Source organism: Amycolatopsis sp. NPDC049253 (genome assembly GCF_040678995.1).
Taxonomy (GTDB): Bacteria; Actinomycetota; Actinomycetes; order Mycobacteriales; family Pseudonocardiaceae; genus Amycolatopsis.
In genome coordinates this window covers 19,052-30,935 of the sequence record NZ_JBFAQX010000022.1, presented here as the reverse complement: position 1 = coordinate 30,935, position 11,884 = coordinate 19,052, and the positions used below count along the sequence as shown (strand labels likewise).

The following is an 11,884-nucleotide window of genomic DNA, read 5'->3' as shown; positions in this document are numbered from 1 at the left end:
TCCTCCGCTATCGATCGACACCTGCGCATGTCACGCTAAGTGAGGCGGCCGTGACGCGGGTACCGCTGTCCGGGCGGGTGACCCGGGTGAATCACCTCACCGCGGTGTCCCCACTAGGCTGGCGGCGTGAAACTCCACGTCGGCTGCGCGATGTGGACGCACGCGCCCTGGCAGGGACGGCTCCTGCCGCACCCCCTGGCACCCCGCGAGCGCCTGCGCGCGTACGCGACGTGGTGCAACGCGGTCGAGGGCAATACGACGTTCTACGCCACGCCGTCCCGCGCCACGGTCGAGACCTGGGCCGAGCAGACGGCGGCCGATTTCCGGTTCGTGCTCAAGCTGCCGAAGCCGATCACGCACGAACGCGGTCTCGGCGACGCCGACGCGGTGCTGGCCACGTTCCTCGCGGCGATCGAGCCGCTGGGCGAGCGCGCCCACACCCTGTGGATCCAGCTCCCGCCGTCGTTCTCACCGGAGGCCCTCGGCGCACTCGCCGGTTTCCTGCGGCGCCTGCCCCGCGAGTACCGCTACGCGGTCGAGGTCCGCGACCGCGCCTTCTTCGAAGACGCGCGCGCCGCCCAGGCCCTGGAACGCGTCCTCGCCGGTGCCGGCGCCGAGTGGATCACCTTCGACACGACGGTGTTGTTCTCCCGGCCGCCGACGTCCGAAGCCGAGCAGGAGGCGTGGCTCAAGAAGCCTCGCATGCCCCGGCGGATCCGCGCCCTCACCGCGAACCCCGTGGTCCGCTACCTCGGCCGCGACGACCCCGACGAGACGGCCGCCGGCTGGCACCCCTGGGCCGACGCCGTGGCGCACTGGCTGCGCGAAGGGCGCTCCCCCACGGTCTTCCTGCACACCCCGGACAACGCCGACGCGCTGGTGCTCGCCCGCCGCTTCCACGACGACGTGCGGGCGCGCGTGCCCGAGCTGGCGCCCCTGGCCGAACCGATGCCGGTGGGACCGCCGACGTTGTTCTGAGCCGCACCGTCCACACCGGACACTCGGTCGCACGCCCGGGCGGCACCGTCGCGGCGCCATTTGGTGCTTGGTCTCGCGCTGCCCCTCCACACGGGCCTTCACGATCACCGCGCACTCACTCGTTCGGCGCCGCCCGCAACGCTTCCTCGGCGGTGAGTGGTCCGGGCCTCCCGCGGCGTTCCGCGACGGAGCGGAGTTCGCGGGCGAGGCGCTGGGCGGCGGGGCCGAAGAAGGCGCTGTCGAACTCGGTCGCGATGGCCGCCGCGTCGGCGGCCAGATCGCGGCCCGCCGGGGTGAGGGAGACGCGGACGGCGCGGGCGTCGCGTTCGTGGGCGGTGCGGATGAGCAGGTCGCGGACTTCCAGTGCCCGCAGGACTTTCGACGTCATCATGCGGTCGGCGCCGGCGTGTTCGGCCACTTCCTGCTGGGTGGCGGGGCCGGCGGTGCGCTCGAGGCGGGCCACCGCGGACAGCAGGAGGAACTGCGTGGGCGTGAGGCCCAGCGGGCGCAGGCGGACGTCGAGCGCGGCGCGCCAGGCCAGGGCCGCCTGGTGGAGCCAGAAGCCGGCACCGGAAGCGGCACCGGTCTCCGTGGGATCGGAGATCTCGTACATCACGTCTCCCCGTCCGCGGGCCGCGGCCGCCGGAGGTGCGGCCGCGGCACACGGGTCGTCAGCGGACGCCCAGCGGCAGGTCGAACCGGCCGAACACCCAGGTACCCGGGGCGTCGGCGTTGTCGCCGGCCCAGAACTCGAGCCAGTGCTCGGTGAACTCGTCGGCCGTGAGGTAGCCGTCGCCGTTGAGGTCCAGCACCGGGAAGACGGTGTCGGTGTCGGTGGCCGTGCCGTTCCAGGTCTCGATGAGCCGGCGGTACTCCTCGCGCGAGATGCGCGCGTCGCCGTTCTCGTCGATGGCCTCGAACATCGCGGCCGCGGTGCCGCGCACCGAGTCGGGCATGTCCCCCAGCTGGTCCACCACGAGCAGGACCTCGTCGAGCGTCACCTTTTCGTCGCGGTCGATGTCGGACGCGGCGAGCAGCGTGGTCCACCAGCCCATCATGATCTCGCTCAGGCGCGTGGCCTGGGGCGAGTCGGGAGCAAGGCCGCGCGCCTTCGTCCAGCGGTCGGTGAGCGCCTGGAAGTCGGCCTCGGTGAGGAATCCGTCGCCGTCGACGTCCATCGCCCCGAACACCGTGGAGATCTTGCGTCTCTGCAGTTCACTCGCCATCGTTCGCCGTCCTTTCTCCGATCCCCCTTGGCCGGGGACCTCGTGGGCGAAGCTCAGCGTTGTCGCGACTCAAGATCACCTGCACCGGCACCCGGGTTCTCCCGCGTCCCGACCCGGTGATTTCGTTAGTGACGCGAAGTAACCAAAAAGGCTCCCTCCCCGCGGGGAAGGAGCCTCTCTGGTCCGTTCGGAGTCCTAGTGCGCCGCTTCGTTCCACGAACGGCCGTAGCCGACGGAAACCTCGAGCGGCACGGCGAGGTCGTAGGCCGACCCCATGCCTTCGCGCACGAGCTTCTCGACCTCGGCGCGCTCGCCCTCGGCGACTTCCAGCACGAGCTCGTCGTGCACCTGCAGCAGCACGCGGCTGCGCAGCTTCGCCTCGACCAGCGCGCGGTGCACGTTGAGCATCGCGACCTTGATGATGTCGGCCGCGCTGCCCTGGATCGGCGCGTTGAGCGCCATCCGCTCCGCCATCTCGCGACGCTGGCGGTTGTCGCTGTTGAGGTCGGGCAGGTAGCGGCGGCGGCCGAAGATCGTCTCGGTGTAGCCCGTCTTCGCGGCTTCACCGACCACGGACTGCAGGTAGTCGCGCACGCCGCCGAAGCGGTTGAAGTACGCCTCCATCTGCGACTTCGCGTCCTCGGTCGAGATCCGCAGCTGCTGCGAAAGCCCGTAGGCCGACAGCCCGTAGGCCAGGCCGTAGGACATCGCCTTGACGCGGTAGCGCTGCTCCGCCGTGATCTCCTCCGCGGGCACGGAGAAGGCGCGCGACGCGACGAACGTGTGCAGGTCCTCGCCGCTGTTGAAGGCCTCGATCAGGCCCTCGTCCTTCGACAGGTGCGCCATGATGCGCATCTCGATCTGGCTGTAGTCCGCGGTCATCAGCTCGGCGTAGCCCTCGCCGACCACGAACGCGTCGCGGATGCGGCGGCCTTCTTCCGTGCGCACCGGGATGTTCTGCAGGTTCGGGTCGACCGACGACAGGCGCCCGGTGGCCGCGATCGTCTGCTGCAGCGTGGTGTGGATGCGCCCGTCGTCGGCGACCGACTTGATCAGGCCCTCGACGGTGGTGCGCAGCCGCGTGGCGTCGCGGTGCTCCAGCATGTGCTGCAGGAACGGATGCTCGGTCTTCTCGAACAGGCTCTGCAGCGCCTCGGCGTCGGTGGTGTAGCCGGTTTTGGTGCGCTTGGTCTTCGGCATGCCGAGCTCTTCGAACAGCACGACCTGAAGCTGCTTCGGCGAGCCCAGGTTGATCTGCTTGCCGATCACCTTGTACGCCTCTTCGGCGGCCTGCGTGACGCGGCTGAGGTAGTGGGCCTCCAGCTCGGTGAGCTGCTCCACGTCCACGGCGATGCCCGCGGCCTCCAGCTCGGTGATGACCTCGAGCAGCGGCAGCTCCAGCTCGGCGAGCAGCTTCGCCCCGCCGAGGTCCTCGAGCTCCTTGCCGAGCGCGCCGGCGAGCTCGAAGATCGCGCGGGCCTTCACCAGCTCGTCGGAGACCTCCTTCTGCTCCAGGCCTTTGGCGCCGCCGTCGAGCAGCGACAGCTGGCCGTCGCCCTCGGCGGCCTCGGAGCGCAGCTCGCGGTGCAGGTAGCGCAGCGCCAGGTCGTCGAGCTCGAAGGTGCGCTGACCGGGCCGCACGAGGTAGGCCGCGAGCGCGGTGTCGAGCACCAGCCCCGCGAGCGTCCAGCCGCGGGCGCGCACCGCGTGCAGCGCCACCTTCAGGTCGTGGCCGATCTTGCGGATCTTCTCGTCGGCGAGCCACGCGGCCAGCGCGGTGTCGTCAGCCTCGTCCATCGCCGTGACGTCGACGTACGCGCCTTCGCCGTCGGCGCACGCGAAGGCCAGCGCCCGCAGGTCCGAACGGATCGACGTGCCCGTGGCGCGGAAGGCCAGCGCCACCGGCTCGCCCTCGCCGGCGTGCGCGGCCAGCCAGGCGCCGAGCGCGCCGGGCGCGAGCGCTTCACCCGAGACGTCGAAGCCCTCCTCGGCCTCCGGCTCGGCGCTGCTGAGCGTGGCGAAGAGCCGGTCGCGCAGCACGCGGAACTCCAGCTCGTCGAACAGGCGGTGCACCGCGTCGCGGTCCCACGGCCGCAGCTCCAGCTGGTCGGGCACCAGGTCGAGCGGCACGTCGCGCACCAGCTCGGTGAGCTGCCGGTTGAGCGCGACCGACGTCAGGTTCTCGCGCAGCGCGTCGCCGACCTTGCCCTTGACCTCGTCGACGCGGTCGATGAGGTCGGCCAGCGTGCCGAACTGCCGGATCCACTTCGCCGCCGTCTTCTCCCCCACCCCGGGGATGCCGGGCAGGTTGTCCGACGGGTCGCCCCGCAGCGCCGCGAAGTCGGGGTACTGGGTCGGGGTGAGGCCGTACTTCTCCTCCACCGCGTCGGGCGTGAAGCGGACCAGGTCCGACACGCCGCGCTTCGGGTAGAGCACGGTGACGTGCTCGTTGACCAGCTGCAGCGCGTCGCGGTCGCCGGTACAGATCAGCACGTCGAAGTTCTCCGCGCCGGCCTGCGTGGTGAGGGTGGCGATGATGTCGTCGGCCTCGAAGTTCTCCTTCGTGAGCGACGGGATGCCCAGCACGTCGAGCACCTCCTTGACCAGGTCGACCTGGCCGCGGAACTCGTCGGGCGTGGTGCTGCGGTTGGCCTTGTAGTCGGCGAACGTCTCCGACCGGAAGGTCTTGCGCGAGAGGTCGAACGCCACCGCGAGGTGCGTGGGCTCCTCGTCGCGCAGCAGGTTGATGAGCATCGAGGTGAACCCGAACACCGCGTTGGTGACCTGGCCGGTCTTGGTCTTGAAGTTCTCCGCGGGCAGCGCGAAGAAGGCGCGGTAGGCCATCGAATGACCGTCGATGAGCAGCAGGCGGGGCCGCTCGGCCGTGGTCGTGGCTGCTGTGGCGTTCGCTACGGTTCGGTTCTCACTCGGGCTCACGGGAGCGAGTCTAAGGTGAGGGTCCGACACTCTTACGTGTCGCATAGGTTGAGGAGCATTGCGTGACCGAGCAGGCCGGCGACTTGGCGCTGGAAACCCGCGCGGGGATCGACCCCGCCGCCGCCGACCAGCAGCTGAACGACAAGATCGGGCTGAAGATCCTCGAGGCCACGCCCGAGCGCGTCGTCGGCACGATCCCGGTCGAGGGCAACCTCCAGCCCTACGGCCTGCTGCACGGCGGAGCCAACGCCACCGTCGCCGAGGCGCTCGGCTCGATCCTCGCCGCGCTCAACGCGGGCACCGACCGCGCCGCGATGGGCCTCGAGCTGTCCTGCACCCACCACCGCGCCGTGCGCTCCGGCACGGTCACCGGCGTCGCCACCCCGCTGCACGTCGGACGCGGCACCATCACCGCGGAGATCGTGCTCACCGACGACGAGGGCAGGCGCACCTGCACCGCCCGCCTCACGTGCGTCGTCCGGGACAAGCCGCCGGGCGCGAAATAGGAAACCGGCCCCGAGCGCCGAAGCGCGCGGGGCCGGTCCGTGGAGCGGGTTTCCTGCCTCAGCCGACGCCGAGGTAGGCCTCCTTGATGCTGGTGTCGGCCAGCAGTTCCTTCCCGGTGCCGGACTTGGTGATGCGCCCGGTCTCCAGCACGTACGCGCGGTGCGCCCGCGAAAGGGCCTGCTGCGCGTTCTGCTCCACCAGCAGCACCGTGGTGCCCTGGCGGTTGATCTCCGTGATGATCCGGAAGATCTGCTGGATGAACTGCGGCGCGAGCCCCATCGACGGCTCGTCGAGCAGCAGCAGCCGCGGCTTCGCCATCAGGGCCCGCCCGATGGCGAGCATCTGCTGCTCGCCGCCGGACATCGTGCCGCCGACCTGGGTCTTGCGTTCCGCGAGCCGCGGGAACAGCTCGAAGACGCGGTCGAAGTCCGGCTGCAGGTTCTTCCGGTCCTTGCGCGCGTAGGCACCCATGTCGAGGTTCTCGAGCACCGTCATGCCGGGGAAGATCCCCCGGCCCTCGGGCGACTGCGAGATCCCGCGGACCACCCGCAGGTCACCGCGCAGCCGCGAGATGTCCTCGCCGTCGAAGCGGATCGCGCCGCCCGAGATCGGCCGGATGCCGGAGATCGCGCGCATAGTGGTGGACTTGCCCGCGCCGTTGGCCCCGATCAGCGTGACGATCTCGCCCTCGTCGACCGTGATGGACAGGTCCGACACGGCCTGGATCCGTCCGTAGTGGACGGAGACCTCGGACAGCTCAAGCAACGTCATCGTCGGGCACCCCCAGGTAGGCGGCGATCACGGCCGGGTTGGCCCGGATCTCGGCAGGCACCCCTTCCGCGATCTTCTTGCCGAACTCCAGCACCACGATCCGGTCGGTCACGCCCATGACCAGCTTCATGTCGTGTTCGATCAGCAGGACGGTGTAACCGTCCTCGCGGATCGTCCGGATCAGCCCCATGAGCTCTTCCTTCTCCGCCGGGTTGAACCCGGCGGCCGGCTCGTCGAGGCACAGCAGCTTCGGCTCGGTCGCGAGCGCCCGCGCGATCTCCAGGCGCCGCTGGTAGCCGTAGGGCAGGTTCTTCGCGCGGTCGGCCGCCCGGTCGGCGATGCCGACGAACTCCAGCAGCGCCATGCCCTTCTCGATCGCCTGCTTCTCCTCGCGGTGGTGGCGAGGGGTGCGCAGCAGCGCGCCGACGAGGCTGGTCTTGTGGCGGGCGTCGGTGCCGACCACCACGTTCTCCAGCGCCGTCATCTCCGAGAAGAGCCGGATGTTCTGGAACGTGCGCGCGATGCCGAGCTGCGTGATGGCGTGCCGGGAGGCCTTGCCCAGCGGCTTGTCCTCCAGCAGCACCCGGCCCGAGCTGGGCCGGTAGACGCCGGTCATCGCGTTGAAGCACGTGGTCTTGCCGGCGCCGTTGGGCCCGATCAGGCCCAGGATCTCGCCGCGGCGGATGTCGAACGACACGCTGTCGAGCGCCACTAGACCGCCGAACCGCACGGTGACGTCGTCGACCTTCAGCAGCGTCTGCCCGACCGCGACGTCGATCTCACGGTCCGGTGCGACGACCTCGGCGACCTCCGCCTCGTGCTCGGCGAGCTGCTCCGCGCTCATCCGGGCGACCTCGGCCACGAGGCCGCCCTCGGCCGGGACCTCGGGACCCGTGCCGTTGCCAGGGACGGTCATGCCTTCTCTCCCGGGGTGTCGGAGGCCAGTGAGCCGTCACTGCTGACCTGTTCGCCGCGGCCGAGCAGCCGCTGGTACGCCTGCCTGCCGTACGTGAGCAGCCGTTGCCGCGCACCGAGCAGGCCCTGCGGGCGAAAGATCATCAGGATGATCAGCGCCAGCCCGAAGATCAGGTACTTGTACTCGGCGATCGCCTGGAACCGCAGCGGGATGTACGCCACCACGATCGCGCCCAGCAGCACCCCGACCTTGTTGCCCGCGCCACCGAGGATCACGGCGGCGAGGAACAGCATGGAGGTGACGACGTCGAACTTCTGGTTGTTCACGAAGCCCAGCTGCCCGGCGTAGAGCGCGCCGGACAGGCCGCCGACCGCGGCGCCGGACACGAACGCCCAGATCTTGAACTTGTACGTCGGCAGGCCCATGATCTCGGCGGCGTCCTCGTCGTCGCGGATCGCGACCCAGGCGCGGCCGACGCGGCTGCGTTCCAGGTTCCCGACGAGGAACAGCACCAGGATGATGAGCGTGACGCACAGCCAGTACCACGGCGTTCCGTCGGAGTTGTTGAACAACGGGGTGCCGTCGGCGTTCGTGCCCGGCGGGTGCCCCACCGACTGGAAGCCGCGGTTGCCGCGCAACGGGTCGACGTTGTCCGCCAGCAGGCGCACGATCTCGCCGAACCCGAGCGTGACGATCGCGAGGTAGTCCCCGCGTAGTCGCAGCGTCGGTGTCCCGAGGATCACGCCGAAGATCATCGTGACCACCATGGCGATCGGGAGCACGACGAGGAACGGCAGCTTGTGCAGCGTCGAGTCGGGGCTCGTGAACAGCGCCATCACGTAGGCGCCGACCGCGAAGAAGCCGACGTAGCCGAGGTCCAGCAGACCGGCCTGGCCGACCACGATGTTGAGGCCGATGGCGACCAGCGCGTAGCGGGACACCTCGAACATCGCGATCGGGAAGTCGTAGCCGGGCTGCGTGCTGATGATCGGCGGGTTGAGCACGGGCAGCAGGTAGATCAGCGCCACGAGGGGCACGAGGACGAGCCACTGCTGCACGCGCGGCAGGTTGTTCCACCAGTCCGAGATCGGCCGTTTGCGTTTGGCGGGGACGGCCGCGGCCGGCGGCGTCGAGGTGACCGTCATACCCGTGCCTTTCCGAGCGATTCGCCGAGGATGCCCGTCGGGCGGACCATCAGGATCAGCACGAGGAGCACGAACGCGACGACGTCGCGCCACTCCCCGCCGAACAGGGACTGGCCGTAGTTCTCGGCGACCCCGAGCAGCAGGCCGCCGAGCAGCGCGCCGCGCAGGTTGCCGATGCCGCCCAGCACCGCGGCGGTGAACGCCTTGATGCCGAGGATGAAGCCGCCCTGGTACGAAGCGCCCTGCGGGATCTTCATCATGTAGAACAACGCCGCCGCGCCGGCGAGCAGGCCGCCGATGAGGAACGTGAGCGTGATGACGCGTTCCTTGTTCACGCCCATGAGCGTGGCGGTGTCCGGGTCCTGCGCCACCGCGCGGATGCCGCGGCCGAACTTGGTGCGGTTCACGAACGCGTTCACCGCGAGCATCAGCACGACCGACGCGACGATCGTGATGATCGTGACGTTGGTGACGTCGGCGCCGAAGATCTTGAACAGGGGTTCGTTGCGCAGCAGCCGGATGCCCTGCTCCGCGTTGCCGCCACGCCAGATGAAGAGGATCTGCTGCAGCACGAAGGAAGCACCGATCGCGGTGATCAGGAACACCAGTTTCGGCGCCCCGCGTTTCCTCAGCGGACGGTAGGCCACGCGTTCCAGGAGCACCGCCGTGCCACCGGACACGGCCATCGCCGCGAGCAACGCCAGCAACAGGAATCCGATCACTTCGAGGACCGGGAGCTGCGCCGTCGCGCCGGGCCGGAAGCCGAGGCCGAAGAAGGTGAACCACACCGCGTAGGCGCCGTAGATGAACACCTCGGAGTGGGCGAAGTTGATGAGCTTCAGAACGCCGTAGACGAGGGTGTAGCCCAGCGCCACGAGCGCGTAGATGCTGCCGTAGGCAAGACCGTCGATCGTGTTGGCCCAGAAGTTCTCAACGAAGGCGCCCACGTCGAAGGTGATCCAGCTGTCGCCCTGCGCGAGGACGAGCGAGCTCAGGTCATGGGTCATCGACACACTAGTTCTCCATGTGGGTCCGGGGTGCGTGTCCGGCGGGATCGATCCGCCGGACACGCACCCCGGTAATTGGAACGGGAGCTCGGGCTACTTGATCTCGGTGTTGCGGACGATCTTTCCGTTCTCGACCTTGTAGGTCCACACGGTCGTCGACGCGAGCTCGCCCTTGTCGTCCCACTTGAAGTGCTTCGTGAGGCCCTGACCGTCGTAGGTCTTGACGAAGTCGAGCAGCGCCGGGCGCGTGGTCTTGCCGGAGTCGATGCCCTTCAGCAGGATCGTGGCCAGGTCGTAGGCCTCGGGCGAGTAGGTGCCCGGGTCCTTGCCGGTCGCGGCCTTGTACGCGTCGGTGAACTTGGTGAACTGGTCCGCCGGCACGCACGGGCAGGTGAAGTACGCGTTGGCGGCGGCGTCGCCGGCGCCCTTCACGAACTCGTCGTCCTTGACGCCGTCCGGGCCCACGAACTTCGCGGTGACGCCGGCGTCGTTGAGCTGCTGCGCGAACGGAGCGGCTTCCTGGTAGTAGCCGGAGTAGAACACCGCGTCCGGAGCGGCGGCCTTCACCTTGTTGACCACGGCCGAGAAGTCGGTCTGCTTCGTCTTGACCTTGTCCTCGCACGCCAGCGCGCTGCCGAGACCCTGCTTGGTCGTCGCCGCGAGACCGGTGCCGTACTCGGAGTCGTCCTCGATGACGCAGACCTTCTTGGCGCCGAGCTCACCGGTCATGAACTTCGCGGCGGCCGGGCCCTGGCTGTTGTCGTTGCCGAGACCGCGGAAGAAGGTCTTCCAGCCGTTGGTGCTCAGCGCGGGGGCGGTGGCCGACGGGGTGACCGTGACCAGGCCGGCACTGTTGAAGATGTTGCCCGCGGCCTTGGACTCACCCGAGAACGGGAGGCCCACGACGCCGATGATGCCCGGCGTGTTCACGATCTGGGTCACGATGCCGGGCGCCTTGTCGGGCGTGCCCTCCGTGTCGAACTGCTCCAGCTTGACCTGGCAGCCCGGGTTCGCCTTGTTGTGCTGGTCGACGGCGAGCTTGGCACCGTTCAGGATATTGATGCCGAGAGCCGCGTTGGCGCCGTTGATGGTGCCGGCGTAGGCGATGGAGGTCGGCGAACACTGCGCCTTGCCGTCACCCGCCGGGTCGGCGGCGTCGGCGGCGGCCGACGGGGCCGCGGCCTGGGGCGCGCTGCTGTCGGATCCGCCGGATCCACTGTCGGTACGCGCCGCGCACGCGCTCAGGGAGATGGCCCCCGCAGCCGCCAGCACGAAGATCTTCGTGAGTCGTGCTCTCTGCACTCTTCCTCCAAATGCCACCCAACCGTTCGAAGTGAACGGCTCGTCCCATGTGGGAACTGACTGGCCGCTGAAAGTAGCCGCCCCGTGAGGTGTTGCACAGAGTTACCCACCGTCTTGTATCCACATCGTGACGGTCGTCACCGGCAGTAATAGACGTTCTCCACCCGATTGTCGCAATCTGACAACCGGGTGAAAACACTGAGTACTCGGATGGCGCCTCAATCGGGGCACTTGATGTGTGGCCAGATCGATGGTGGCAGTCTAGGGACTCCGCTCAGCAGGTGAAGAAGCAACGAGCCATGATCAGCCTCGAAGGTAGCAAACTTGCCCTCCTGAACCGCCCAGAGCGACCGAAACCGCACCAGAACGGGCGCGACCCCCTGGTCGCGCCCGTTCTGTCACTCGGATGGGTGAGGCCTAGCCGATGCTCTCCACCACGGCCTCGGCCACCGCCTTCATCGTCGTGCGGCGATCCATCGCGGTGCGCTGTATCCACCGGAAGGCATCCGGCTCGGTGAGGCCCTGACGGCTCATCAGCAGGCCCTTCGCCCGGTCGATGACCTTGCGGGTCTCGAGCCGGTCGGTGAGGCCCGCGACTTCCGCCTCCAGCGCCTGCAGCTCGGAGAAACGGCTCACGGCCAGCTCGATGGCCGGCACGAGGTCGCGCTTCGCGAACGGCTTGACCAGGTACGCCATCGTGCCCGCGTCGCGGGCCCGCTCGACGAGGTCGCGCTGGCTGAACGCGGTGAGGATCACGACGGGCGCGATGCGGTCGCTCGTGATCTTGGCAGCCGCCTCGATGCCGTCGAGCTTCGGCATCTTGACGTCGAGGATGACGAGGTCGGGCTTGAGGTCGGTGGCCAGGTTGATGGCTTCTTCACCATCGCCGGCCTCGCCGACCACCTCGTAGCCCTCCTCACGCAGCATCTCGACCAAGTCGAGCCTGATGAGCGCCTCGTCCTCGGCGACGAGCACCCGACGCTGCGGCACGGTGGCGGCACCGTTGGCCTCGGTAGCCTGTTCGGTCACCGGGGTCCTCCTGAAGGCTCGGCGGGACGGTTGACTCGCGGTGACCCGCGAAAGGTCAGCCTACCG

The 11,884-nt window shown here is 69.2% G+C and carries 11 protein-coding genes; 2 read left to right on the top strand and 9 right to left on the bottom strand.

The annotated features are described in order from the left end of the window. Positions 1–150: 150 nt before the first annotated feature. The gene (locus AB0K15_RS35010; protein ID WP_364060759.1) at positions 151–978 is read left to right on the top strand and encodes a DUF72 domain-containing protein; all 828 of its coding nucleotides are present in this window, start codon (positions 151–153) and stop codon (positions 976–978) included. A gap of 115 nt (positions 979–1,093) precedes the next feature. On the opposite strand, the gene AB0K15_RS35005 is transcribed toward AB0K15_RS35010, so the two are convergent. The 3 genes from AB0K15_RS35005 to polA all read right to left on the bottom strand — a co-directional run bounded on the left by AB0K15_RS35005 (position 1,094) and on the right by polA (position 5,141). Continuing rightward, positions 1,094–1,591 (bottom strand): MarR family transcriptional regulator, encoded by a 498-nt coding sequence (locus tag AB0K15_RS35005; protein WP_364060423.1) that lies wholly within the window; start codon positions 1,589–1,591, stop codon positions 1,094–1,096. A 58-nt stretch (positions 1,592–1,649) separates the two neighbouring features. After that, positions 1,650–2,204, bottom strand: coding sequence for an EF-hand domain-containing protein (locus AB0K15_RS35000; RefSeq protein WP_364060420.1), 555 nt, complete (start codon positions 2,202–2,204; stop codon positions 1,650–1,652). A gap of 195 nt (positions 2,205–2,399) precedes the next feature. Beyond that, positions 2,400–5,141: a DNA polymerase I gene (polA, locus tag AB0K15_RS34995; RefSeq protein ID WP_364060417.1), complete on the bottom strand. Its 2,742-nt coding sequence runs from the start codon at positions 5,139–5,141 to the stop codon at positions 2,400–2,402. Between the two features lie 62 nt (positions 5,142–5,203). On the opposite strand from polA, the gene AB0K15_RS34990 reads away from it, so the two are divergent. Next, the gene (locus tag AB0K15_RS34990) at positions 5,204–5,647 is read left to right on the top strand and encodes a hotdog fold thioesterase (RefSeq protein WP_364060414.1); all 444 of its coding nucleotides are present in this window, start codon (positions 5,204–5,206) and stop codon (positions 5,645–5,647) included. Positions 5,648–5,705: 58 nt separating this feature from the next. Here the strand turns inward: AB0K15_RS34990 and AB0K15_RS34985 are convergent, their stop codons facing one another. The 6 genes from AB0K15_RS34985 to AB0K15_RS34960 all read right to left on the bottom strand — a co-directional run bounded on the left by AB0K15_RS34985 (position 5,706) and on the right by AB0K15_RS34960 (position 11,818). Beyond that, positions 5,706–6,419: an ABC transporter ATP-binding protein gene (locus AB0K15_RS34985; RefSeq protein ID WP_364060411.1), complete on the bottom strand. Its 714-nt coding sequence runs from the start codon at positions 6,417–6,419 to the stop codon at positions 5,706–5,708. Next, the gene (locus AB0K15_RS34980) at positions 6,406–7,335 is read right to left on the bottom strand and encodes an ABC transporter ATP-binding protein (protein WP_364060408.1); all 930 of its coding nucleotides are present in this window, start codon (positions 7,333–7,335) and stop codon (positions 6,406–6,408) included. The genes AB0K15_RS34985 and AB0K15_RS34980 overlap by 14 nt, the downstream gene beginning before the upstream one ends. After that, the gene (locus AB0K15_RS34975) at positions 7,332–8,480 is read right to left on the bottom strand and encodes a branched-chain amino acid ABC transporter permease (protein WP_364060405.1); all 1,149 of its coding nucleotides are present in this window, start codon (positions 8,478–8,480) and stop codon (positions 7,332–7,334) included. Before AB0K15_RS34975 ends, AB0K15_RS34980 begins: the two co-directional genes overlap by 4 nt. After that, a complete protein-coding gene (locus AB0K15_RS34970) occupies positions 8,477–9,487 on the bottom strand; it encodes a branched-chain amino acid ABC transporter permease (protein ID WP_364060402.1) in 1,011 nt (336 codons plus the stop codon). The genes AB0K15_RS34975 and AB0K15_RS34970 overlap by 4 nt, the downstream gene beginning before the upstream one ends. 93 nt (positions 9,488–9,580) lie before the next feature. Beyond that, positions 9,581–10,759 carry a branched-chain amino acid ABC transporter substrate-binding protein gene (locus tag AB0K15_RS34965; RefSeq protein ID WP_364060757.1) on the bottom strand — a complete coding sequence of 393 codons (1,179 nt, stop codon included), beginning with the start codon at positions 10,757–10,759 and terminating at the stop codon, positions 9,581–9,583. Positions 10,760–11,206: 447 nt separating this feature from the next. Then, positions 11,207–11,818, bottom strand: a complete 612-nt coding sequence (locus tag AB0K15_RS34960; RefSeq protein WP_220242049.1) for a response regulator — start codon at positions 11,816–11,818, stop codon at positions 11,207–11,209. Between the last annotated feature and the right edge of the window lie 66 nt (positions 11,819–11,884).

Excerpts from the sequence above, each read along its gene's own strand:
- AB0K15_RS35010 (WP_364060759.1), top strand. The coding sequence starts at position 151 with ATGTGGACGCACGCGCCCTGGCAGGGACGGCTCCTGCCGCACCCCCTG.
- AB0K15_RS35005 (WP_364060423.1), bottom strand. The coding sequence starts at position 1,591 with ATGTACGAGATCTCCGATCCCACGGAGACCGGTGCCGCTTCCGGTGCC.
- AB0K15_RS35000 (WP_364060420.1), bottom strand. The coding sequence starts at position 2,204 with ATGGCGAGTGAACTGCAGAGACGCAAGATCTCCACGGTGTTCGGGGCG.
- AB0K15_RS34985 (WP_364060411.1), bottom strand. The coding sequence starts at position 6,419 with ATGACGTTGCTTGAGCTGTCCGAGGTCTCCGTCCACTACGGACGGATC.
- AB0K15_RS34980 (WP_364060408.1), bottom strand. The coding sequence starts at position 7,335 with ATGACCGTCCCTGGCAACGGCACGGGTCCCGAGGTCCCGGCCGAGGGC.
- AB0K15_RS34975 (WP_364060405.1), bottom strand. The coding sequence starts at position 8,480 with ATGACGGTCACCTCGACGCCGCCGGCCGCGGCCGTCCCCGCCAAACGC.
- AB0K15_RS34970 (WP_364060402.1), bottom strand. The coding sequence starts at position 9,487 with ATGACCCATGACCTGAGCTCGCTCGTCCTCGCGCAGGGCGACAGCTGG.